Here is a 24,272-nt window from a genome sequence, read left to right as displayed (position 1 = left end):
ATTTAAAAAAAGAGAATTTAAATGCGGGCCTAGGTCGCTTTGTAGAATTTAGCATCTTTCCGAAGCTGACCCATTTTAATGGCTGCAATAGCGGCCTCTGTCCCTTTGTTGCCATGGATTCCACCGGAACGCTCTTCAGATTGTGCCTTGGTGTTATCGGTGAGGACACAAAAGATAACAGGAATATCCCCTTTCAGATTGAGTTCCATGATGCCCTGGGTTAAGCCCTGGCAAACGAAATCAAAATGTTTGGTTTCCCCCTGAATCACATTGCCAACAGCTACAATGGCATCCAGCATATCGAAACTTTCCTGCATTTTTTTACAGGCGTAAGGCAATTCGAAACTTCCCGGAACGTTCCATCTTACGATGTTTTCTTTCAGCACACCTACATCCAGCAGAGCATCAAACCCGCCCTGAAAAAGGCTTTCTGTAATGTCCGGATTCCATTCTGACACTACAAAACCGATTTTCATGTCTTTAGCGTCAGGAAGCTTATCCTTGTCGTAAACAGAAAGGTTTTTTTGTGATGTTGCCATATTAAAGCACTTCGGCCTGTCCTAAATAGACTTCTACGGTATTAGCCTCTTCAGAATCTGGAAATTCATCTTTAATTCTGTTCAGGTGCTTTTCTGCAGTATCTCCATCCTTAAGGCTGATGGCGGTTACGGCAGCTTTCATCAAAAACTTGGGCGTTGTAAACCCATTGGTTCTCATGTTTGCAGCCTGTTCAAAATAACCCAAAGCCTCTTCTGGCTGACCTAACTGTAAGAAAGCGTCTCCAATTGAGCCTTTGGCCAGTGGAGTTAATATTTCGTCGTCTACATTGAATTTATCAAGGTAATCGATAGCCTGCTGATAGTTTCCAATATTCAGATGAGCAATACCTGCATAATAATTAGCCAGTTCTCCTGCTTTGGTCCCGCTATAGTCTGAAGAGATGTCTTCAAAACCGAATTTTCCGTTACCGCCCTGCAAAGCTCTTGTGAACAGAGAATCCTGTTGTGCTCCTGTAGCCTGCAAAGCCGAGTCAAAGTATTGCTGTGCCTGGTTCATCTCATTCGCAGCTTCTTCTTCATTTGGCTCCTGAATAAATTTCTGGTAACCCAGGAAACCTAAAATAACTACAGCTATGACAATGATCACACCGAAAATAGGTTTTTGATATTGAGCTAAAAACTTCTCAGTAGAACTTGCGCCCTCGTCTAATGTCTTGAATACTTCAGCAGTTGTAGATTCGTTTTCAATCTTCTCTTCGCGTTCAGCTTTGTTATTCGGTTTGTAACCTCTTTTCTTGTATGATGCCATAATTGTATTTTGTTCGAGTGAGCAAAAATATAATTTTATTCCATATAGAATACACTATTTATTTGATATTTTTACATTTCAACTTTTATCTAATTCTGAAGTGAAAACCCAGTATTTACCGCAATTGAATATTGAAGTATAGATATGATTTTAAAAAAACTGACGCTTATTAATTATAAGAATTTTGAAGACCTCACTTTGGAGTTCGATTCTAAAATAAATTGCTTTGTAGGTAAAAACGGAATTGGCAAGACCAATATTCTGGATGCAATTTACCATCTGGCCTTTGGCAAAAGCTATTTCAATCCCATCACCAGTCAGAATGTAAAACATGGAGAAGAGTTTTTTATGCTGGAGGGGGATTTTATAAACGAGGATAAATCTGAAAAGATCATTACTTCATTTAAGAAAGGACAGGGCAAACTCATCAAAAGAAACGGGAAGGATTATGAGAAACTCAGCGATCACATCGGTACCATTCCTTTGGTCATCATCTCTCCTACCGACCGGGACTTGATTCTTGAAGGCAGTGACACCCGAAGAAAATTTATGGATGGTGTTATTTCACAGGGCGACAAATTGTATTTGAACACGCTTTTGAAGTATAACAAGGTGCTTTCTCAACGCAATGCGCTATTGAAGTATTTTGCAGCTAACCGAACCTATGACGAAACCAGCCTTGAAGTTTACGATGACCAGATTATAGAACTCGGGAAGCTTATTTTCGACAAACGCCAGGAGTTTATCGATGAATTTAAACCCATTCTTCAAAAGCGGTATCAGGAAATCAGCAACTCCAGGGAACAGATCAGTCTGACCTACAGAAGTCAGTTTAACGAAGAGGAATCCTTTGAAAGACTTTTGAAATCGGGTTTAAAAACCGATTTACAGCGTCAGTTTTCAAATTATGGCACGCATAAAGACGATCTGATTTTCAAAATCAAGACGCATTCGGTCAAGAAATTTGGATCTCAGGGTCAGCAAAAATCCTATTTAATCGCTCTGAAGTTTGCTCAATACGATTTCCTCAAATCGCATTACGGCGTAAAACCCATTCTGCTGATGGATGATATTTTCGACAAACTCGATGAGGATCGCGTTTCTCAAATCGTAAAAATGGTCACCGATGCGGAATTAGGACAAATGTGCATCAGCGATACTCACCCCGAACGCACGGAAGAGGTGGTCAGGAAAAACGCAACCCACTATAAAATGATAAATCTTGAACATGAAAATTAATTACCTACTGCTCAGCCTGTGTTTTATAGTCTCCTGCAATTCGAAGCCCGACATGGAAGAGGTTTCAAAACTCAACGGCTTTTGGGAAATACAAAAGGCGGAGACCCCTTACGAAGAGAAGACCTATACCATGAATCAAACGGTAGACTATATTCAGATTGAAGACTCCACCGGATTCAGGAAAAAAGTTCAGCCGAGTTACCTGGGCAATTACCAATCCTCACAAAACCGGGAATACTTCACTGTCAAGGATTACGAAGAGAGTTTGGTTCTGGAGTATCGCAGTGATTACGATACCTGGACAGAAACTTTGCTGAATCTCGAAGAAGACCAGTTTGTGGTTAAAAACGAACAAAATTTTATCTATACCTATAAAAGACACGAACCCCAAAGCATAGATTTTGATGAAGAATAAGCGCGCAAACGAGGAAAAGTCCATGAAAGATTTGATGGAGATTTTCAAAAACAAACACCGGTTAAATCCTGGTCTGGACAAGGTGGATGTTGAAAATGCCTGGATGACACAGCTTGGACCGGCTATCAAAAATTACACGAACGAAATCAAGTTCAGAAATAACACCCTCACCGTGCATTTGTCCTCCTCTACCCTGAGAGAAGAACTGAGTTATGGTAAGGAAAAAATTATAAAAACTTTGAACGAGAGTCTGGGCCGGGAACTCATTTCCAAATTAATACTAAGATAGACACCTCTCATTTACTAACGACCGGACTTGCAAAACACACTGCTATGGGGCTGCAGATGAATGCCAGGAGCAAAAAACGGGAACTGGAAGAAATTCGTTAACAACTGAGTGATGAGAAAAATGAAAGGCGAACCTCAGGACGGCAAAACCAAACAAAAAGATTTTTTTATAAAAAAACCGAGATTAAAGTTAACTGGGTGAGTCAGAGATGAAGGCTTTACTGGAAGATTGGTGACAGTTGTCCTGTACAAAAAACCTCTACTTGTGAGCTGGATTTCTTCAGAACTGATAAACTAAAAGTAATGTTAAGTTAATCCCCAAATTTGAGCAAGGCCAGTATTTAAGCTACATTTACGATGAATTTTAAAAATAAATAATTATGAAAACAATAAATCTATTAACTTTTGCTTTTAGTTTGTTGGTCCTTGTAGGCTGCAAGCAAGATAAAAAAGATAGCGATGAAAAAATGGATGCCGTTGGTGTAACCGACACAATCGTTACCATTACACCTCTTGAGCAAACCTCTCCGAAATATCCGGAGGCTACTCTAACCCACCCTGGTGGAGATGTCATAGAAGTTCCTGCTGGTTCTGTAAATTTTGATTTTACAGTAGAAAACTACGAACTCGGCGTTCAAACAGAAAATGCCGGTGAAAATGGCCTGGCTAATTCTGGAAATGGTCAGCATATTCATTTCATTTTGGATAATGGTCCCTATTCTGCGCATTATGAAAGTGGGTTTAGTAAAGAAATTGAAGAAGGCGAGCATGTGATGCTGGCTTTTTTATCCAGGTCTTACCACGAATCCGTTAAAAATCCAACCTCTTTTGTGGTTAAGAAAATTGTAGCCGGAAATCCTTCTGAAGATCAAAAAATGGATGTTGATTTCACAGCGGAACACTTGTTTTACAGCAGACCCAAAGGCACCTATACAGGTGAAGATACTAAAAAGGTTCTTTTAGATTTCTTTTTAGTAGGAACAGAAATCAGCCAGGAAGGTAATAAAGTAAAGGTTACTGTGAACGATGGTAGCGATTACCTAATTACTGAATGGGTACCTCACGTTATTGAGAATATGCCGATGGGTGAAAATAAGATTCAGCTTACCTTAGTTGATGAAAATCTAGAACCTATTCCGGGACCTTTTAATGCGGTGACACGTGTCATTACCCTGGAAGAAGCTGAGGAAGACATGTAATTATCAACACGTCTTAAGTCTTTAAACAAAAAACCATCCGCCTGAGGCGGATGGTTTTTTGTTGGTATGCTTATGTTTAAATCTACTGAAATCAATCCAGTTCAAAGTTTTTGGAAGAGGTCACAACATAGGAACTCGGTTCATTGTTGGACGAAGTTCTTTCCGCAGTAATGACAATTCTTTCGGGTTTAAAGGCTGTAGTGGTAGTTAAAGTCCCTTTTTTGACTTCAGAAAACAGACCGCTGGATATGTTCAGCTGCCCCAGATTTTTGGTTCCTCTGGAGGTTTCAATCCATACTACATACATTTCTCGTGGTGGCTCCAAACGATCCGGAGAGGCCAGGTTAACCGCAGTCAGGTCAATTTTGTAATTGTTGTTGTTATCCATTTTAATCTTTGCACTGACTTCAGCACCCGGAACGGTTTCAGAATTAGGGAAATCCACTCTGGTGGCACATGAGGTTATAAAGAATACTGCAAATACACTTAAAAGCGTAATCATTTTATTAGTCATAATTTATTTTTTGTGCAAACTTAGAAGTATTCTGCTCCACAGACTATATTTTATGATTTCTTATGAAATCTATTGCATTTTGTATTTCTGAGGCCATCACTTTATCTTCATTGACAAAAGGGACCCGAAGCCTAAAGGCTTTCAGTACAGCTTCAAGGCTGTCTGAACTTTTCAAAGGAAGCCTGAAATACATCGCCTGAGAGGCATTAAAAAGTTCAATCGCCAAAATGCGCTCCAGATTATCTACAACTCTGGAAAGCTTGGTCACGGCATTGGCACCCATGCTGACATGGTCCTCCTGACCATTGGAAGACACAATGGAATCGACACTTGCCGGTGTACAGAGCTGCTTATTCTGACTTACGATACTCGCCGCGGTATACTGCGGAATCATAAAACCGCTGTTAAGTCCGGGCGAATTGACCAGAAAGGTGGGTAAACCCCGAAGACCAGAAACCAGCTGGTATATTCTGCGTTCAGAAATATTACCGATTTCACTCACTGCAATAGCCATCACATCTGCTGAAATCCCCAAAGGCTGACCGTGAAAATTACCTCCGGATATGATTTTATCCGCCTCGGCAAATACATTGGGGTTATCGGTTACAGAATTGATTTCTGTGAGCAGGGTCTGCTCGACATAACGCAGCGCATCTCGGGTTGCACCGTGCACCTGAGGTACACATCTAAACGAATAAGGATCCTGTACATTTTGTTTTTGAGTTGAAGCCAGCTGGCTTCCCTGAAGTAAATCCCGAATTGTTCTGGCCGTCTCTACTTGTCCTTTGTGGGGTCTTACTTTATGCACCAGCGCATCAAAAGGAGCCATATTACAGTCGAAGGCGTCTATGGATAGGGCAGCAATCGTGTCGGCCCATTTCATCAGGCTTTTGGTTTTCAAAACATTCCTCAGCAAATGAGCACTCATAAACTGGGTGCCGTTCAGCAGAGCCAGGCCCTCTTTGGACTGAAGGACTAAAGGCTTCCAGCCAAATTTCTCCTCCAGAAGGCCTGCCTTTTCAATTTTATGATCGATACTGACTTCTCCTTTGCCAATAAGCGGTAAAGCCAGATGGGCCAAAGGAGCGAGATCTCCTGAAGCCCCCAGGGAGCCCTGTTCGTAAATCACCGGGAATACGCCGGCGTTATAAAAATCGATCAGCCGTTCTACCAGCTCCAGAGACACCCCCGAATACCCGTAACTCAAGGACTGTATTTTGAGCAACAGCATCAGTTTTACTACCGAATCGTCTACACGGTCACCTGTTCCGCAGGCATGAGACATCACCAGATTTTCCTGTAAGTAGGTGAGTTTATCCTCGTTAATTTTAATATTACACAAGGAGCCAAATCCCGTATTTACGCCATAAATTGGATCTTTTCGCTCTTTCTGTTTCTGGTTGAGATAGGCTCGTGCCTTATGGATATTGGAAATGGCCTCTTCGCTTAGCGCGAGTTTATAGGAGTCTTCAAGCAACTGCTGAAGCCTGGAAAAGCCTAAAACATCAGAGTCTATATAATGAACATGGGACATGAAATATCTTTTTTCAAAGATAAGATTTAAGACTTGTTTAGGCTTTCAGTTTTGAAAAAGAATCTCCGAAATATCTTATAATATCCGAAGCGGTCAGACTTTCTTCCGACATTTCTTCAGCAGCCAAATCCCCGGCTAAACCATGCAAAAACATACCCAATACAGCGGCATTCAGGCTTGAGTATCCCTGTGCCAGCAGACCGGTCAGCAATCCGGTAAGCACATCTCCACTTCCGGCGGTTGCCATTCCTGAATTGCCCGTGGAATTCACGAAGACCTGATCCTGATAAACACAAAGGCTGTAAGCATCTTTTGCCAGTACAATCACATCGAATTGTTTGGAGAAGTCTTTGATCAAATTTAGTTTTTCAAAATCGTCTTTCCAGCTTCCTACCAGTCTCCGGAGCTCACCCGGATGTGGGGTTAAGATGGATTTCTTCGGAACCTGCCCATCCAGGGTACGCAAGCGTTTCTTATCCTTAAGCGTTATGTGCTCAGCGATAAGATTCAGGGCATCCGCATCGATCACCAAAGGGCAGTCAGCCTTTTCCAGCCAGGCGCCTAAAGCGCTTAAGGCAGCTTCTGAAGTGCCGATACCGATGCCAATTCCGATGGCATCTGCGTTAAAACCAAGGTCCTGATCGCTGATAAAATCCTCCGATGCATTCTCCACAAGCATAGCCTCCGGCAAATGCTGTATCAGGGCCGAATGACCTCGACTAGGCATCAGCACACTGGTCTTGCCCACCCCGGAATGCATACAGGATTTGGAAGACAGGATAACACTTCCCAGCATCAACTCACTTCCACCAATCAGAACCGCATGACCGTATGTGCCTTTATGTGAAAATCTGGGTCTGGGTCGATAAAGCTTTTTTGCCAGACTTAAGTCAACGAGATTTAATTCAGAAGAAATTTCGCTGAGGCGTTTCTGGCTTAAACCGATGTCTATGATTTTCACTTCGCCTACAACCCCCGAATAATCGGGCAGATAAAAGGGAAGTTTGGGCGTTTGAAACGTAAGAATTAGATCCGACTGAAAAACGGCCTCGTCCTCACCCGGAGACTGATCCAGGTACATGCCGCTTGGGACATCGATGCAGATGCACTGGGAAGCCGAGCCGTTATGCTTTCTGGCCAGTTTCTGAACGAACTCTGGCATGGACCGATTGAGACCTACCCCAAAGATGGCATCTATCACAAGATCCTCTGAAGTGAATTCAGGGAGTTCAGAATCTTCAGTCAATTCCCGGATGTTAGACTTAGCCTGGTTTTTGAGACGAACAAGGTTTTTCTGGTTATCCGGAGACCTTGAGGAAGTAAAATTGACTAAGAAGACGTCGACATCCCAGCCATCCTGAGCCAAAAAATAAGCAATGGCAAGTCCGTCTCCCCCGTTATTACCAGGACCTGCGAGGACTTTTATTTGTTGAGTAGCTGAGTTTAGTCTGGTTTTAATCTCTTCGTAGGCCAAACCCGCGGCGCGTTCCATCAGTTCCCAAGAGCTTATGTTTTGTTCTTTGCAGCTATAGCTGTCCAGGTCTGCCAGTTGTGAAGCCTCTAAAATTTTCATGAGTTAAGGGTTTAAAAAATTATCTTATACCTGTTTCTTCTCCCATGCCCAGGCATCTTTTAAGGCCTGTTCCAGATTTCTTTGGTAATGCCAGCCCAGGGTTTTATTGGCTTTCTGAGTGTCTGCATAAGCGGCTATAACATCTCCCGGTCGCCTGTCTACAATCTTGTAATTCAGTTTTTCCCCGGAAGCTTTCTCAAAAGCCTCAATTACTTCCAGCACCGAAGAACCAATGCCTGTACCTACGTTGAAGACTTCAAAGTTCTCCTTACTTTGGGAACTCATCAGGCGTTCCAGAGCCACCACATGGGCTTCAGCCAAATCCATCACATGAATGTAATCCCGGATGCAGGTCCCGTCTTCAGTGGGGTAATCCTTACCATATACCGACAATTCCTGGCGTTTTCCAATGGCCGTCTGGGTGATAAAAGGGACTAAATTCTGTGGAGTTCCGATGGGCAGTTCTCCGATTTCGGCAGTAGGATGCGCCCCAATCGGATTAAAGTACCTCAGGGCAATGGCTTTCAGTTTATCGTGAGCAGCACAGGTGTCGGAAATGATCTCCTCGCCTATCTGCTTGGTATTTCCATACGGGGACATCGCTTTTTTGATGGGAGCCGATTCAGAAATAGGGAGTTCATCGGCCTCCCCGTAAACCGTACAGGAAGAACTGAAAATGATATTCTGTTCCGGTAAAAGGACTAAGTTCTGAAGCAGGTAGGACAGCGCTGCAAGGTTGTTTTCATAATACAAAAGCGGATTCTCTACACTTTCGCCTACAGCTTTGGAGGCTGCAAAATGAATAACTCCGGAAATGTCCTGATGTTTGGAAAAGAAATCCTGAAGACTGGATTTATCTCTTAAATCGAGTTTATGAAATGCAGGCGTTTTCGAGGTAATTTTGGTGATGCCCTCAAGTACTTTTAAAGAAGAATTGGACAAGTCATCCAGGATAAGGACCTCATAGCCTTTATCCTGGAGAGCGACAACGGTATGTGAGCCAATAAAACCAAGCCCTCCCGTAACTAGTATTTTCATTTTAGATGTGTTAAATTTAGTATGCAAATTACGAAAATTGACAGGTATAACTCAGGTAAATCCTATTTTTGAAAAAAATAATTATGTCAAAAGAGGACAGATCAATTACCGCATTTAGATGGATAAGCATTCTTGAAGCCGTTTCATTTCTCTTACTGCTTTTCGTAGCCATGCCTTTAAAATACATTTGGGATCTGCCGGAATATGTAAGCATTGTAGGGATGGCTCACGGCATCCTGTTTATTTTATACCTGTTGGGTGGCTACTGGATGTATGAAAAACTAGGCTGGTCTGTCAAAATTCTCTTGATCGTATTTCTCAGCTCTATTTTGCCTTTCGGTCCCTTTATCGTGGAACGCAGGTACTTACCTAAGCCTTAATGCTCTAATCTGTCTTTTACGAATTCGACTTTAGTTTTCCCGTGAGGTTTCGCATTGCCCGCTTCATCCAGGCTAACCATGACGATTTTGTCCACCACGATGATGGTCTGTCTGGTCATTTTATTTCTGACTTCGCATTTTAAGGTAAGAGAGGCGGATCCGAATTTGACCACTTCAATCCCGATTTCAACTATATCGCCTTGTCTGGCGGAACTTTTGAAATCGATTTCACTCATGAATTTGGTGACGGTTTTTTGATTTTCCAGCTGGATGATAGAATATAATGCCGCTTCTTCATCAATCCAGGCCAGAAGCTGTCCTCCAAATAAAGTTCCATTGGGATTTAAATCTCCGGGTTTGACCCATTTTCTGGTATGAAATCTCATAGTGTTTAAATTTTAAAGGGTTTTGTGCAGGGCATCCTGTATCATTTCAGAATGGTCGAAGGCTAATTCTGGCAAGTCCTGAACATCGAACCAGCGCGCTTCCTCGGCATCATCATTCCCTTTCACTTCCGCTCTTGTAGGGGTGACAGCCCTAAAAGCAAAGCTTATGGTTCTGCTTCTGGGATCCCGATCAATCTGATCGTAATAATCTAAAAACAAAAGGTCTTTTTCATCCAGATCCAGTCCGGTTTCTTCGTTCAATTCACGCTGACATGCACGCTTGACCAGCTCGTCTTTTTCAACAAAGCCACCTGGAACTGCCCATTGATTTTTATAAGGTTCCTTCTTTCTCTTGATCAGCAATACAAACCTATGCTGTTCTTCTTTTGAAATGACCACAGCATCCACGGTTATAAAAATAGAAGGGGAATAAGACATGAAATTTATACATTAAACCTGTTGTATTCAGTTGTGCTCTTCTATACCAGTTGAACTCTAATCATACTTAGTTAACAATATAAAAGTAACCAAAATAATTTAGCTGCAGCTTCCGCAAACCAGTTTATTCTGAACGGCTGCGGAACACCCTGACATTTTAAATCGCTCAAAACCGGGCATAAAAAAAACCCTTCATCGCTGAAGGGTTTCATCTGTAATAAGATAATGCTTATGATTTTGGCATAACTACAGCATCTATAGCATGGATTACTCCGTTTGATGCATCAACATCTGCCATAACTACTGTCGATTTATTACCGTTGGCATCCGTTAGAACAACGCTTTCTCCTTTCAGAGTCGCAGTTAGTTCTTCACCTTGTACCGTTGGAATTACAAAACTTCCACCGTTGTCATTGATAGCCGCTACAACATCTGCAGCCATAAATTCGCCGGAAACAACATGGTAAGTCAAAATACTGGTTAGCTTTTCTTTGTTTTCTGGTTCTACCAAAGTAGCTACAGTCCCTTCAGGTAATTTCGCAAATGCAGCATTGGTAGGTGCAAATACGGTGAATGGACCTTCACTGTTTAGAGTCTCAACAAGCTCCGCCGCCTGAACAGCTGTTACCAGGGTACTGAAGTCTTCATTACCCACGGCAATTTCGACAACAGTTTGTCCCTCAGACATTGTTTCTTCAGAATCCATAGCAGCTTCTTCCTGCTGTGCCTCGCTTTCTTTGCTTTCGTTGTTTTTACAAGAGGTAAACGCAATCATTGCAATTACACTCAAACTTAAAATTAATCTTTTCATAGTTATACTTTTTATTTGTTCAAAAGTATCTTAATTAAATTAGACAATATCAGACATTGTTTTAATTTATTGTTAATTCTACAAATCCTTTCATTTTATATCTGAAACCTAGACCATTCTATGCAACAGCATGGGATACCTGCAGGTATAACTTTTAGCATTGCTCCAGTTTTACATTTTTTTATTGGATCCAAACCCAGCATGAAGCTAAAGCAGTTCTAAATGGACTAAATTTTTTGATCCATGAGTCACCATCTGTTCGTATTTATTTTAAGACAGTAAATTCCAATTCCAACAATCAGAGTCTACCAGGTCTTGTGAAAAAACCAAAGCTTAACATTTATTTATAGTCAAGCAGTTCGTTTGAAACCGAACTAAAATTAGTTTTGGTGCATGAAATCGAATCACGATTCTACACAGACCTGCCATCCTGAGCTTGAAAAGGAATTGAGCCTGCATCTTGAGAAAGAACAGCATCTGCCTCCTTTGGCAGCAAAGATATATGCCCTGCTTATTTTAGAAAAAATTGAAGCACTTAGCTTCGAAGAGATTAAAGACTTTACAGGAGCCAGTAAAAGCTCGATTTCAAACCAGTTGAATTTTTTAATTGAAGAAGGACGCGTTGATTTCATATTTAAAGACGACAAGAGAAAACGCTACTTTAAGACCAAACGCGATTTTTTAAAAAAGACCCTGGAGTTACATTTGGAAGAAACCACTAAAGAAATCGACATGCTTTCCAAAATTATTCGACATAAAGTAGATCAGGATTTTAATAAAAAACTTGTCAGCATCTTCAGAACACATCTTGAAAACCAAAAAAAACATCTTAGAAACCTTAAAGATTCTTAAAGAAACAAGTCATAAACTAGATCCTTATGAAAAATAAACGCATTATTCTCCTTGCTGTTTCAGCCTTACTGGCAGCTTCCTGTCAAAATCAAGGTCAGCAGCAGACACCTCCTCCACCTGAGTTGCCCGTTATTGAAGTGGCTACCCGAGACATCACAACGAATTCTGAATATCCAACTCAACTGCAAGGCATTATAAGCAGTGATATCCGGGCCAAAGTTTCCGGATACATTTTAAATGTACTGGTTGAAGAAGGATCTGCGGTAAAGAAAGGTGAAACTCTATTTGAACTTGAGACCGAAAGTCTCAGCGGTGAAGCTTCCGCGGCAAGAGCACAGGTGAATGCAGCTCAAATTGAAGTTGAAAAACTCAGGCCCCTGGTGGAAAAAAATATTGTAAGTGAGAATCAGCTGCAAACGGCTAAAGCCCGGTTAGAAACCGCAAAAAGCAACCTGAACAGCATTTCAGCCAGTGTAGGTTATGCGACTATAAAAAGTCCGGTGGACGGTTATATAGGAAGCATTAATTACAGAGATGGAGCTTTGATCAACCCTGCCGACAGACTCCCTCTGACCAGGGTTGTAAAAACCGATAAAGTGTTTGCCTACTTCTCTGTGAACGAAAAAGATTATCTGAATATGCTCATGAAGTTCAATCAGAATTCTAAAGGGGAATCCAGTTTGATCTCTTCTTTTCCCGAGGTCGTTTTGATCCTGCCTAACGGACAGGTTTACGATAAAAAAGGAAAAATCACTAGCATCTCGAGCCAGGTCAACCCAGAAACGGGAACCCTCAGGTTTCGGGCAACATTCGAAAATGCCAATCTGATTTTAAAAGACGGCTTAACCGGTAAGATTCGAATTCCAAATTATATACAGGATGCTGTCTTGGTCCCCAGGGTTTCTACCTTCTCCAGACAGGGAAAAGAATTTGTATTCCTGTTTAATGCATCGGATTCTACCGTGACTGAAAAGGCTGTTGAAACCAGGCGGGCCGATCCCTACCTCGTCATCGGATCGGGACTTCAAAAAGGAGAAAAAATAGTAGGAAGTGGAGTCAATAAGGTGAAAAACAACGATAAAATCAACCCGGTCTCCTCTACCATGGATTCCATTGTCAATTCATTTGATACAGTTTTTAAATAGAAGATATGCTTAAAACATTTATAGAACGGCCGGTTTTATCTACAGTGGTTTCCATCATTCTGGTCATGCTGGGCATACTTGGAATTCAGGAACTCCCGGTTACCCAGTATCCTGATATTGCTCCACCAACGGTGCAGGTCACGACCAGTTTTCCGGGCGCTAATGCGCAGACTATTCTGGAGAGTGTTATCATTCCTATAGAAGAGCAAATCAACGGCGTGGAGGGCATGACATACATCACCTCTTCGGCCAGTAATAACGGAAGTGCAACGATTACAGTATTTTTTGAACAGCAGTACGACCCGGATATTGCGGCTGTAAACGTTCAGAACAGGGTCGCGCGGGCAAATGCCGTACTTCCCGATGAGGTCCTTAGAAGTGGGGTCATCACCTCAAAACAGCAAAATTCGGCTTTGCTTTATTCTGCCTTATATTCAACCAACGAGGATTACTCGGATACCTATGTTCAAAATTATCTGAACATCAATATAAAGCCAGAATTAGAGCGTATCAATGGCGTTTCCAATGTATCTGTGTTTGGGGGTAAAGATTACTCCATGCGGGTTTGGCTGGATCCGGAAAAAATGGCCAATTATGGTCTGAATGCCACCGAAGTCATCGCCGCCATAAGAGAACAAAGTCAGGAGGCTGCCCCGGGCGCCGTCGGGCAAAATGCCGGAAAAGCCTTTGAATATGTCATCACCTATAAAGGCAGACTCAAGACCTCTGAAGACTATGGCAATATCATCCTGAAGACGTTTGATAATAATCAGTTTTTAAGAGTAAAAGATGTAGCCAAAGTTGAACTGGATGCCTTCTCCTACAATTCGCTTTCACGAAGCAGCGGTTACCCCGGGGTAAACTTTGGTATTTTTCAAACCCCGGGGTCGAATGCCCAGGAAATCATTGAGAAGATCTATGTCAAAATGGAGGAGCTCGAAGAAAATTTTCCGTCAGGTATTGAGTACCTTGTAAATTATGACACCAACGAATTCTTAACGGCGTCGATCTCCAAGGTTAAAAAAACACTTATCGAAGCCTTTCTGCTTGTATTTCTGGTGGTGTTTCTGTTTTTACAGGACTTCAAATCCACTTTAATACCTGCCATTGCTGTACCCGTGTCTATCATTGGGACCTTCTTTTTCCTGAACCTGTTTGGTTACTCCATCAATTTACTCACCCTGTTTGCGCTTGTGCTGGCTATTGGTATTGTGGTGGATGACGCCATCGTGGTTGTGGAAGCGGTCTATGCCAAGCTGGAAGGCGGTGCACAGGATGCCAAAGAAGCTTCTGTGTCGGCCATGAATGAGATTGGCGGTGCCATCGTCTCCATTACGCTGGTGATGGCCGCGGTATTTATTCCCATCACTTTTATCAAAGGTCCCGCAGGCGTGTTTTATGAGCAGTTTGGGGTGACCTTAATTGTCGCTATTATCATTTCAGCCATCAATGCCCTGACCTTAAGTCCGGCCTTATGTGCCTTGTTTTTAAAGCCACCCAAAGCACAGAAAGAGCAGCCCGGCCTGTTACAGCGTTTTTATAACGCCTTCAATGCCGGATTCAATGCTATCCGAGGCAAGTACATTCACTCTTTAAAATTTCTGGTGAGACAAAAATGGGTGACGCTTCTTATTTTGGTCATAGCCGGAGTCTCCATTTATTTTGCCAACGAACTGACGCCAACAGGTTTCGTCCCTACAGAAGACCGGGGTGTTGTCTTTATGAACATGGGATTGCCGGTAGGTTCTTCCCTGGACAGAACCTTTCAGGCTACAGAAGATGTATATGACCGCATTCAGGATATAGAAGGAATTCGAACGGCTTCGCTTATTACAGGCAGGAACTTTTTCTCAGGGGCTGGAAGTTCCTATGCCCAGGGGTTTATCATACTTGACAACTGGGAAAAACGCACTACCGATGAGACCGAAATCGAAGCTATAGTCGACAAATTAAATCAGGTTACGGCATCGATACCGGATGCCCAGATTCAGTTCTTCACTCCCCCGAGTGTTCCCGGATACGGTGCAGCTGATGGTTTTGAAGTACAACTACTCGATAAAGCTTCAGGACCTCTAACCGGTTTGGATCAAAAAGCTGAAAAGTTTGTGGGCGGTTTATTTCAGAAACCTTCCATCGCTTTTGCCAACTCTTCGTTTAGTACAGAATTCCCTCAGTACGACATGGATTTAAATGTGCCCAAAATCAAAGCCAGTGGCTTAACTGTCAATGATGTTTTATCGGCCATGCAATCCTATGTAGGCGGTTTTTTTGTGTCTAACTTTTCAAGATTTGGAAAACAATACCGGGTATTTGTCCAGGCTTTGCCGGAAGACCGTGATGATGAAGAAAGTCTGAACAGTATTTTTGTTAGACTGCCTTCCGGAGAAAATGCACCGGTCTCTGAATTTGTCAGCCTCGAAAGGGCTTACGGACCTCAGGTGATCAACAGATTCAATCTCTACAATGCGGTAACCATTAACGGCAGTACCGCTCCCGGATTTAGCTCTGGTGACGCCATACAATCGATCCGAGAGGTAGCCGATGAGCAGCTTGGAAGCGAATTTGATATTGCGTTTTCAGGAATTACACGGGAAGAAATTGCAGCCAGCGGTCAGTCGATTGTCATATTCGGATTGAGTATTCTTTTCGTTTACTTTTTTCTGGCCGCTCAGTATGAAAGCTATTTACTTCCGTTCGCCGTGATTTTCTCATTGCCCATCGGCGTTGCAGGGGCCTTTTGGAGTACTTATCTCACAGGCCTGCAAAACAATATTTATTTCCAGATCGCCCTGATTATGCTGGTAGGTCTGCTGGCCAAAAATGCCATTTTGATTGTTGAATTTGCCATACAGCGGCGAAATGAAGGCATGAGTATTTACGATGCTGCTCTGGACGGTGCCAAAGTCAGGTTAAGACCCATTTTGATGACGTCCTTTGCTTTTATATTAGGACTGCTTCCGCTGGTGCTGGCTACGGGTGTAGGCGCCAAGGGAAACAACTCCATTGGAACCGGAGCTGCAGGCGGCTTACTGGTAGGTACTGTCATCGGGGTCTTTGTCATTCCTGTGCTCTTTGTCGTTTTTCAATGGCTTCAGGAAAAAGTAAGCCCCTCCAGCAGAGCCCGGGTCCAAAATGCTCAATCTAATTCTAAAGAATCTGAATAGACTATGAACTATATCTTTAAAACACTTCTCATCCTCTTTGCTTTGATTTCAATGCAATCCTGTTTTGTCACCAAAGACTATGAACGCCCTGAAGACCGCATAGAGGCTATAAGCTACAGAACCGATGAGCTGGCTAAGGATTCTGTCCCCCTTTCCAGACTAAGCTGGAAGCAGATGTTCACAGATTCCATTCTTCAACATCATATTGAAGAGGCCCTGGAAAACAATCAGGATATCCGGATAGCCCTGCAGCAAATAAGCATAGCCAATTCGTATTACAAGCAGGGGAAAGCCGGTTTTTATCCTTCCGTCGCCCTGAATGCCTCCTACACCCGGCAGGAATTATCCCCTAACTCTCAGTTTGGAGGTTTTTTCTCCTCTGTGGAACAGTATGAACTCAACAGCGGTTTATCCTGGGAAGCCGATATCTGGGGTAAACTAAGCAGTAACAAAAGAGCAGCTCAGGCCAGGTTTATGCAAACCCAGGCCGCGCATAAACTGGTAAAAACCAATCTGATTTCCAGAATGGCTTCCGGGTATTATCGATTACTGGCTCTGGATGAACAGGTGAAAATCACCCAGGAAACCCTAAAAAGCAGAACACAAAGTCTGGAAACTTCCAAAGCGCTTAAGCAGGCAGGAAATCTGACTTCCGTGGCGGTAAGTCAGACGGAAGCTCAGGTGTATGCCGCTCAGGCCATACTGCTCAGTTTGAAAAACGACATCAAACTCCTGGAAAATACACTTTCCATCCTGAAGGGGATATCCCCTGAACCTCTGGAACGAAGTGCGTTTTCGGTTCAGAACCTGGATCCCGAACTCACCACTGGAGTGGCGTCAGATTTACTTGAAAACAGACCCGATGTGATCGCTGCAGAATATGAACTGATCAATGCTTTTGAACTGACCAATGCGGCCAGGGCGAGGTTTTATCCTTCGGTGACGATATCCGCAACCGGCGGATTTCAAAGTTTGAATCCCTCCAATTTTATTTCACCCAATTCCCTGTTCTTAAATTTGATTGGAGGCTTAACGCAGCCCATCTTCAACAGAAGAGAGATTAAGACAGGATATGAAGTCGCCGGGAGTGAAAAGGAACAGGCCCTTTTGAATTTTGAAAAAACGCTGCTCACCGCAAGCAGGGAAGTCTCTGATGCCCTGCTCAATTACCAAAATGCCACACAACGCATTGAGGTCAAAACCAAAGAGTATGAGGCTTATCAAACCGCGCTGGAGGATTCCCGGGAACTGCTGAACAATGGTCTGGCCAATTACCTTGAAGTTCTAAACGCCCAGGAAAACGCCCTGAACACGAAACTTGAAGTCAGTCAGATCCGCTTTGATAAATTTAGTGCCATTGTAGACTTATACAGAAGCCTTGGCGGAGGCTGGCAATAGATTAAAATTGAAGATTAGAATAGTTTATAGGACAGGATCAAACTGATGGCTCCACTGGCCTCATGTTCGTAAAAATTTTCTTCTCCAAAAGATCTATCCAGATAATAATTTAATGAAATGGAATATTTGTCTTGGTAGTTAGCCCCAAATCCCAAAAAAATACTGCTGGTCATACCAAATTGATTCGCTGGTGATAAGACAATACCTATGTTTTCAGAAAGCAGGTCCAACTCAAAATTTTCTTCGAAATTAGACTCTATCAAATAATTGAAGGAAACAGCAACATGACCGAATAATTTGAAATTTTCATTCCATCTCGAATAATAACGTATACCCAGTGGCAATTCTAATGATGAAAACTCAAATTCAAACTCAGGAAGGGTTCTGGATGTCAAAAAATCTTCATCCAGCCTGTAACTACTGGTCTCCCCACTGTAATGCTGGTAATTAGGAGCAAAAAAGAGGCTCCATTTATTTCGTTGTATGGGAAGAAATAATTCATTTTCAAATCCTACGATATAATTCAATTTTGTTTTATAATGTATACGCTCACTGCTTTCTCCACTTACAGGTATGCTTACATTTCCTGAACTTGGTGGTGCTGGCTTATCATAATTGTACGTGAATTCATAAGATGTACTCACATCGCTGAGAAAGTTAAGCCCGGAAATCAGTTTGAAATCATACTTAAACCTGGTCCGCCTGGTATAGGTGGTTTCAAAATTATAGTCGTTACACCTGTAATAATCTTTAAATAAACTGATCAAATCTTTTGCAGTATACTCTAACTTTGAATAGCGGCTGATTTTAAACTTTACACAGTTCAATTCATCATAAAGCTGTTTTTGAAATGCTCTGCTTTTAATCGCTTTGCCTTTATCATTTATCGTTTTGTCATACCTAAGCAGAACAGGCTTCTCGTCACCGAAGAAAAAAAAGCGTTCACCACTTTTTTTATAAGAATACAGTTTGGTTTCAGAATCGATTAACACTTTTATGAAAACAGCTTCACCCTTTTGTTTGATCGTCTTTGAATCCTCGTAGGATACTAAATCTGAATTGAGTTTGAAGCGCTTGTAGTAATGCTCGGTGTTATCCAGCTTAAACTCGGTTATATCCTCGAGAGTTGCTGTCTGGGTTTTGGAATCCTCATCCATTTTATAGGTGATCTCCTCCGGGTTTTGACCCCAGTCCCTGTTGTAGATCAGACACTCAACTTTTGAGTTGTCTTCAGTTATAAAATATCCACTGACATACGCCGATTGTGACTGAGCAATAGACATGAAGGAACACAGAAAAAAAAAGAATGGAATGGTGTAGGATAAAAAGCGGGGATTGTAGTTCATAAGTTTAGAGATTGGTAGGATTAAGGATTAGGCACGATATTATAAAAAACAAAGCAGACTTGCTAGTTCTACGACCGAATAAACCTATCGGTTTAAGCATAAAAAAGCCGGGCAATGCACGGCTTTTTCGTGTTTAGTTTTCAGAAGGATTTACTCTCCCATTTTCTCCATTAAAGCCTGAGAAAGTCGTTTATAGGTTCCGTTTTCCAGTCGCTCTCTAATGGCTGAAAAGGCTTTAAGCGTTAAGTCGATATCTTCCATCGTATGCGTTGCCGTAGGAATCATTCGCAATAAAATCAAGCCTTTAGGAATGACCGGGTAAACCACGATTGAGCAAAATATACCATGATTCTCTCTGAGATCTTTCACCAGCGCCATGGCTTCAGGAATACTACCCTTTAGGTAAACCGGCGTCACACAGCTGGTGGTGGTTCCAATATCGAATCCATTGTCTTTTAAGCCATTTTGCAGGGCATTGACGTTATCCCATAGTTTGTCTTTAAACTCAGTAGACTTTCGCATAAGCTCCAGGCGTTTCAGGGCGCCTTCCACCAGTGACATCTGCAGGGATTTTGCAAACATCTGCGATCTTAAATTGTACTTTAAATAATCGATGATTTCTTTATCGGCGGCAATGAATGCCCCGGTACTTGCCATGGATTTTGCAAAGGTGGCAAAATAAACGTCGATCTCGTCCTGTACCCCCTGCTCTTCTCCTGCACCGGCACCGGTTTTACCTAAGGTCCCAAAACCATGCGCATCATCGACCAGCAGTCTGAAGTTGTATTTTTTCTTAAGCTCTACGATTTCCTTGAGTTTTCCCTGCTCTCCTCGCATTCCGAAAACCCCTTCAGAAATAAACAGAACCCCTCCTCCGGTTTGCTCTGCAATTTTTTCAGCCCGGGCCAGGTTCAGTTCGATACTGTCCAGGTCGTTGTGCTTATACGTAAACCGCTTACCTAAATGTAAACGCACCCCGTCAATAATACAGGCATGAGCATCTACATCATAGACAATCACATCATCTTTCCCCACAAGGGCATCGATGGTGGATAAGATACCCTGGTAACCAAAGTTCAGCACGTAAGCCGCTTCTTTACTGACAAAATCTGCCAGTTCTTCCTGAAGCTTTTCATGCAGCTCGGTATGGCCACTCATCATTCTGGCACCCATCGGATAGGCACTCCCCCATTTTTTGACGGCTTCCTCATCGGCTTTTCGCACTTCAGGATGGTTGGCCAGCCCCAGGTAATCGTTGATACTCCAGGTAATGACTTCACGCCCCTGAAATTGCATCCTGTTGCTTATCTGTCCTTCCAGTTTTGGAAAAACAAAATAACCTTCGGCCTGATCTGCCCATTTACCTAAAGGGCCTTTATCTCTGTAAATCTTTGAAAATAAATCTTTCATTATTTATCGTGTTTTGTTTGACTTATAGCTCAAATATCAGTTGTGGATATTTGTAATTTGTTGATTATCTAAACTTTTAACAGGGGTTTCGTCTTCTTCAAGTCCCGGATAATTCGTAAATCCCTGTGCTTTCATCCAGTCGTCTGAAAACACTTTACTCATATATCTGGAGCCATGATCGGGAAAGATAACGACTACTTTACTTTTAGCATCAAACTCCCCTTTCTGCGCGAGTTGTTTTACGCCCTGCATAACAGCTCCGCTGGTGTATCCTACAAACATACCCTCAGCCCTGGCTATATCACGAGCCATATAAGCAGAGTCTTCGTCATTTACTTTTGTAAATTTATCAATGCTTTCAAAATCAGTGGCCGTTGGAATCAGATTTTTGCCAAGACCTTCTATTTTGTAAGGGTAAATCTCGCTTTTGTGAAGCTTTCCGGTTTCGTGGTATTTTTGAATAACCGACCCAAACGCATCAATTCCTAAAATGCGGATGTTTGGATTTTTTTCTTTTAGAAACCGGGCTGTTCCTGAAATGGTACCTCCGGTTCCGCTGCAGGCGACCAGGTGAGTGATTTCACCTTCCGTCTGAGCCCAGATTTCAGGACCGGTTGTCAAATAATGGGCATCGATATTTAAATCGTTGAAATATTGATTGATATAAATGGATCCGGGGGTTTCCCTGTGAATGCGTTTGGCAACTTCATAATACGACCTGGGATCTTCCGGGGCTACATTGGAAGGGCAAACGGTGACGTCTGCACCCATGGTTTTTAAAAGTGAAATTTTATCCTGGGACGATTTAGAACTAACTGCAAGTATGCATTTATAGCCTTTTATGGCAGCCACCATCGCTATGCTGAAACCGGTATTACCCGAAGTGGTTTCAATAATGGTATCGCCAGGTTTTAAATCACCGTTTTCCTCTGCTTTTTCAATGATATAATGAGCAATCCTGTCTTTAGAAGATAAGCCAGGGTTCTGGGCTTCATACTTAGCTAAAAACTCTCCCTGAAAATCTTGAGTGATATTTTTTAATCTTATTAAAGGTGTGCAGCCCACCATGGATAATAAGCTGTCGTGAACATTCAAATTTTTATGCATAAAGCCAACGTCTTTTCACGTAAGTAATGTCTATAAACTAAATAACAGGGGGCAAATTTACAATTATTTTTGTGATTACTCGGTTATTTGCTCCAAATCCAGAATAAAAGCATAGTCTTTGGCCAGCTCTTTTAAAGCTTCAAAACGTCCGGAAGCACCACCGTGACCGGCATCCATATTGGTTTCTAAAAACAACCTGTTCTGATCTGTTTTCATCTCTCTCAATTTGGCAACCCATTTGGCAGGTTCCCAATACTGTACCTGAGAATCGTATAAGCCTGTCGTCACCAATAAATTGGGATAAGCTTTGGCTTCCACATTATCGTAGGGAGAATAGGTCTTGATGTAGTCGTAGTAAACCTTATCGTTCGGGTTCCCCCATTCATCGTATTCGCCTGTCGTGAGCGGAATGCTTTCATCCAGCATGGTCGTGACCACATCCACAAAAGGAACCGCAGCTACCACACCTTTATAAAGTTCCGGAGCCATATTGATGACCGCTCCCATCAGCAATCCACCGGCAGAGCCTCCCATGGCATACAGATGCTCGGGTGAGGTGTATTTCTGATCGATCAAATGCTTGGAAACGTCAACAAAATCGGTAAAGGTATTCTTCTTCCGAAGCAGTTTTCCACTTTCATACCAGTCCCTGCCCAGGTATTCGCCTCCTCGCACATGGGCTATGGCATAGATAAAGCCCCGATCCAGCAAGGATAATCTTGTCGTTGAAAAATAAGGATCCATGGTAGCGCCATAACTTCCGTAGCCATATTGTAAAAGCGGATTTTCACCATTTCGCTTGATACCCTTTTTGTAAACCAGAGACACAGGAATTTCGGTGCCGTCGGTTGCCGTGGCCCAGATGCGCTCAGAGATGTAATTGTTCTTATCGAAATCCGGATCCTGAACTTCCTGCTCTTTCAGGATGGTTTCGGTTTTGTCGACCATGTCAAATTCGATCATAGAAGCCGGGTTGGTCAGGGAATTGTAAGAATACCGCAATTTGTCAGTATCAAAATCTACATTGGTAGTGGTACTGGCCGTATAGGTTTCACTTGAAAATGGGAGGTAGTAATCTTCGGTTTTATCCCAGCTTTGCACATGAATCCGGGTCAGACCATTGGAACGCTCACTGGTCACCAGAAACTTATTGAAAATATCTAGGCCTTCTAATAAAACGTCTTTTCTGTGAGCAATCACCTCTTCCCAGTTCGATTCGGAAGTCGCCGCGACAGGGGTCTTCATCAGTTTGAAATTCTGGGCCCCATCTTTATTGGTGAGGATATAAAAATGATCCTTGTAATGCGCAAGATCAAACTCCAGACCTCTTCGGCGCGGGGTGAAGAGTTCAAAATCACCATCTGGCTGACTGGCATCCAGGATTTGATATTCATCAGACATGGTACTTGAGGAACCGATGATGATGTAGTCTTTGGATTTGGTTTTGTAAACGTAAGTGTTGAAGGTTTCATCTTCTTCTTCAAACACCAGCTTGTCGTTGTCAGGAGTATCCCCAAGTCTATGCTTAAAGATTTGACTGGATCTCAGGGTTTGCTCGTCTTTTCGGGTATAGAACAGGGTTTTGTTATCGTTGGCCCAGGTAGAGCCTCCGGTAGTGGTTTCGATTTTTTCAGGAAGGATTTCTCCTGTCTTCAAATTTTTGATTTGAATCGTATATTTTCTGCGACTCACGGTATCAATTCCAAAAGAGGCATAGGTGTTATCCGGGCTCACACTCAGTCCACCCAGATTGAAATACGCATGACCTTCTGCCATTTTATTCACATCAAACATAATTTCCTCTTCGGCGTCCATCGTCCCTTTTCTCCGGGTATAAATGGGATAATCCATGCCCTTTTCATACCTCATCTGGTACCAGTAGCCGTTGGATTTGTAGGGAACCGAAGAATCGTCTTCCTTAATCCTGGACTTCATTTCCTCAAACAGGTCTTTCTGAAAGGCTTTGGTATGGGCAGTAGACTCCTCGTAATAGGCGTTTTCAGCATTCAGATAAGCGATCACCTCCGGATTTTCTCTGTCGTTCATCCAGTAATAGTTATCGACTCGGTCTTCGTTATGTATGGAAAGCGTTTTTGGAAGTTTTTCAGCTACAGGCGGTACAACATTAGTGTTTATCATCTTCGAGTTATCGGTTTTGCAAGAAGCTGCAAATATAAAACTTAAGACTAGAACAGGAATTAATTGTTTCATAAGACTGGATTTAAAGTTATGGGCTTTCTCTTTTTTAAAAGCCCAACAATATAGCATTTTTACTTTTAAGGCTAACGTATGAACACTCAGGCCTGAAAATAGTACCTAAATTCAAAGAATACCCGCCTTTACAATGAATTAGCCTGCACAAAATGATTGTGCAGGCTAATCCTGTTCTGAAATTAATCGATGTTCTAAAATCGATTAGATTTCACACAGCTACCGGTTATCAAACCACCGAATCCTGCTGTATAGGTTCCGGGTGAATTGTAAGTCCTTATACTCAAACTTCTGTCCTCCAACTGATATACCTGCCTTGGTCCCAGCCTTTGACATGGATATGACAGCTATTCCGTCTTTGAATTCGACACCCTCTGAAACCCCTTCATCAACCATGACAACCGAAATTTCTGAAGAGAGTTTAAGGTTTCCGGTTTTGAACTTTTCAAAGGCTTCATAGGTCTGGAAAACAATAGCTTCGCTAAAGGCATGGCCGAAACCCGGTAAAGGCTTAAT

The 24,272-nt window shown here is 42.4% G+C and carries 22 protein-coding genes; 9 read left to right on the top strand and 13 right to left on the bottom strand.

Annotated features, from left to right (window positions below; genetic code table 11):
- Positions 1–29: 29 nt before the first annotated feature.
- Together ribH and G3567_RS04940 are read right to left on the bottom strand one after the other, a co-directional pair.
- Positions 30–539 (bottom strand): 6,7-dimethyl-8-ribityllumazine synthase, encoded by a 510-nt coding sequence (gene ribH, locus G3567_RS04945; protein ID WP_164004208.1) that lies wholly within the window; start codon positions 537–539, stop codon positions 30–32.
- 1 nt (position 540) lies between these two features.
- Positions 541–1,308 (bottom strand): tetratricopeptide repeat protein, encoded by a 768-nt coding sequence (locus tag G3567_RS04940; RefSeq protein WP_164004207.1) that lies wholly within the window; start codon positions 1,306–1,308, stop codon positions 541–543.
- Between the two features lie 144 nt (positions 1,309–1,452).
- Between G3567_RS04940 and recF the strand changes: the two genes are divergently transcribed.
- The 4 genes from recF (at position 1,453) to G3567_RS04920 (ending at position 4,449) form a co-directional block, all read left to right on the top strand.
- The gene (gene recF, locus G3567_RS04935; protein ID WP_164004206.1) at positions 1,453–2,547 is read left to right on the top strand and encodes a DNA replication/repair protein RecF; all 1,095 of its coding nucleotides are present in this window, start codon (positions 1,453–1,455) and stop codon (positions 2,545–2,547) included.
- Complete coding sequence (locus G3567_RS04930; protein ID WP_164004205.1) at positions 2,537–2,962, top strand: hypothetical protein; 426 nt, start codon at positions 2,537–2,539, stop codon at positions 2,960–2,962. The genes recF and G3567_RS04930 overlap by 11 nt, the downstream gene beginning before the upstream one ends.
- The gene (locus G3567_RS04925) at positions 2,952–3,251 is read left to right on the top strand and encodes a DUF721 domain-containing protein (RefSeq protein ID WP_164004204.1); all 300 of its coding nucleotides are present in this window, start codon (positions 2,952–2,954) and stop codon (positions 3,249–3,251) included. The genes G3567_RS04930 and G3567_RS04925 overlap by 11 nt, the downstream gene beginning before the upstream one ends.
- A gap of 379 nt (positions 3,252–3,630) precedes the next feature.
- Positions 3,631–4,449 (top strand): hypothetical protein, encoded by an 819-nt coding sequence (locus tag G3567_RS04920; RefSeq protein WP_164004203.1) that lies wholly within the window; start codon positions 3,631–3,633, stop codon positions 4,447–4,449.
- Between the two features lie 91 nt (positions 4,450–4,540).
- Here the strand turns inward: G3567_RS04920 and G3567_RS04915 are convergent, their stop codons facing one another.
- From G3567_RS04915 to galE, 4 genes are read right to left on the bottom strand one after another with little or no spacing between them, the layout of a single operon-like run.
- The gene (locus tag G3567_RS04915) at positions 4,541–4,963 is read right to left on the bottom strand and encodes a hypothetical protein (RefSeq protein WP_164004202.1); all 423 of its coding nucleotides are present in this window, start codon (positions 4,961–4,963) and stop codon (positions 4,541–4,543) included.
- 43 nt (positions 4,964–5,006) lie between these two features.
- The gene (gene hutH / locus G3567_RS04910; protein WP_164004201.1) at positions 5,007–6,497 is read right to left on the bottom strand and encodes a histidine ammonia-lyase; all 1,491 of its coding nucleotides are present in this window, start codon (positions 6,495–6,497) and stop codon (positions 5,007–5,009) included.
- Positions 6,498–6,534: 37 nt separating this feature from the next.
- Entirely contained in the window at positions 6,535–8,070 is a 1,536-nt protein-coding gene (locus G3567_RS04905) for an NAD(P)H-hydrate dehydratase (RefSeq protein WP_164004200.1), read from the bottom strand.
- Between the two features lie 24 nt (positions 8,071–8,094).
- Positions 8,095–9,108, bottom strand: coding sequence for a UDP-glucose 4-epimerase GalE (gene galE / locus G3567_RS04900; protein ID WP_164004199.1), 1,014 nt, complete (start codon positions 9,106–9,108; stop codon positions 8,095–8,097).
- Positions 9,109–9,191: 83 nt separating this feature from the next.
- Between galE and G3567_RS04895 the strand changes: the two genes are divergently transcribed.
- Positions 9,192–9,488, top strand: a complete 297-nt coding sequence (locus G3567_RS04895; protein WP_164004198.1) for a DUF3817 domain-containing protein — start codon at positions 9,192–9,194, stop codon at positions 9,486–9,488.
- On the opposite strand, the gene G3567_RS04890 is transcribed toward G3567_RS04895, so the two are convergent.
- The 3 genes from G3567_RS04890 to G3567_RS04880 all read right to left on the bottom strand — a co-directional run bounded on the left by G3567_RS04890 (position 9,485) and on the right by G3567_RS04880 (position 11,123).
- A complete protein-coding gene (locus tag G3567_RS04890; protein WP_164004197.1) occupies positions 9,485–9,874 on the bottom strand; it encodes an acyl-CoA thioesterase in 390 nt (129 codons plus the stop codon). The two genes, G3567_RS04895 and G3567_RS04890, sit on opposite strands and share 4 nt — an antisense overlap.
- Positions 9,875–9,886: 12 nt before the next feature.
- Complete coding sequence (locus G3567_RS04885; protein ID WP_164004196.1) at positions 9,887–10,312, bottom strand: NUDIX domain-containing protein; 426 nt, start codon at positions 10,310–10,312, stop codon at positions 9,887–9,889.
- A 229-nt stretch (positions 10,313–10,541) separates the two neighbouring features.
- A complete protein-coding gene (locus G3567_RS04880) occupies positions 10,542–11,123 on the bottom strand; it encodes a fasciclin domain-containing protein (protein ID WP_164004195.1) in 582 nt (193 codons plus the stop codon).
- 393 nt (positions 11,124–11,516) lie between these two features.
- Between G3567_RS04880 and G3567_RS04875 the strand changes: the two genes are divergently transcribed.
- From G3567_RS04875 to G3567_RS04860, 4 genes are read left to right on the top strand one after another with little or no spacing between them, the layout of a single operon-like run.
- The gene (locus G3567_RS04875; protein ID WP_235923472.1) at positions 11,517–11,975 is read left to right on the top strand and encodes a GbsR/MarR family transcriptional regulator; all 459 of its coding nucleotides are present in this window, start codon (positions 11,517–11,519) and stop codon (positions 11,973–11,975) included.
- 26 nt (positions 11,976–12,001) lie between these two features.
- Positions 12,002–13,120 carry an efflux RND transporter periplasmic adaptor subunit gene (locus tag G3567_RS04870; protein ID WP_164004194.1) on the top strand — a complete coding sequence of 373 codons (1,119 nt, stop codon included), beginning with the start codon at positions 12,002–12,004 and terminating at the stop codon, positions 13,118–13,120.
- 5 nt (positions 13,121–13,125) lie between these two features.
- Positions 13,126–16,284: an efflux RND transporter permease subunit gene (locus G3567_RS04865; RefSeq protein WP_164004193.1), complete on the top strand. Its 3,159-nt coding sequence runs from the start codon at positions 13,126–13,128 to the stop codon at positions 16,282–16,284.
- Between the two features lie 3 nt (positions 16,285–16,287).
- Positions 16,288–17,682 (top strand): efflux transporter outer membrane subunit, encoded by a 1,395-nt coding sequence (locus G3567_RS04860; protein WP_164004192.1) that lies wholly within the window; start codon positions 16,288–16,290, stop codon positions 17,680–17,682.
- A gap of 14 nt (positions 17,683–17,696) precedes the next feature.
- Here G3567_RS04860 and G3567_RS04855 read toward each other — a convergent pair whose 3' ends face one another.
- From G3567_RS04855 to G3567_RS04840, 4 genes are all read right to left on the bottom strand, one after another.
- Entirely contained in the window at positions 17,697–19,028 is a 1,332-nt protein-coding gene (locus G3567_RS04855; RefSeq protein WP_164004191.1) for a hypothetical protein, read from the bottom strand.
- A gap of 150 nt (positions 19,029–19,178) precedes the next feature.
- Entirely contained in the window at positions 19,179–20,438 is a 1,260-nt protein-coding gene (locus G3567_RS04850) for an aminotransferase class I/II-fold pyridoxal phosphate-dependent enzyme (protein ID WP_164004190.1), read from the bottom strand.
- Positions 20,439–20,474: 36 nt separating this feature from the next.
- Positions 20,475–21,545: a PLP-dependent cysteine synthase family protein gene (locus G3567_RS04845; RefSeq protein ID WP_164004189.1), complete on the bottom strand. Its 1,071-nt coding sequence runs from the start codon at positions 21,543–21,545 to the stop codon at positions 20,475–20,477.
- Positions 21,546–21,620: 75 nt separating this feature from the next.
- Entirely contained in the window at positions 21,621–23,756 is a 2,136-nt protein-coding gene (locus G3567_RS04840; RefSeq protein ID WP_164004188.1) for a S9 family peptidase, read from the bottom strand.
- Positions 23,757–24,272: the final 516 nt, after the last annotated feature.

The sequence above is a fragment of the Psychroflexus aurantiacus genome (assembly GCF_010820555.1).
GTDB classification, from domain to species: Bacteria; Bacteroidota; Bacteroidia; order Flavobacteriales; family Flavobacteriaceae; genus Psychroflexus; species Psychroflexus aurantiacus.
This window is presented reverse-complemented; position numbering and strand designations above follow the sequence as displayed.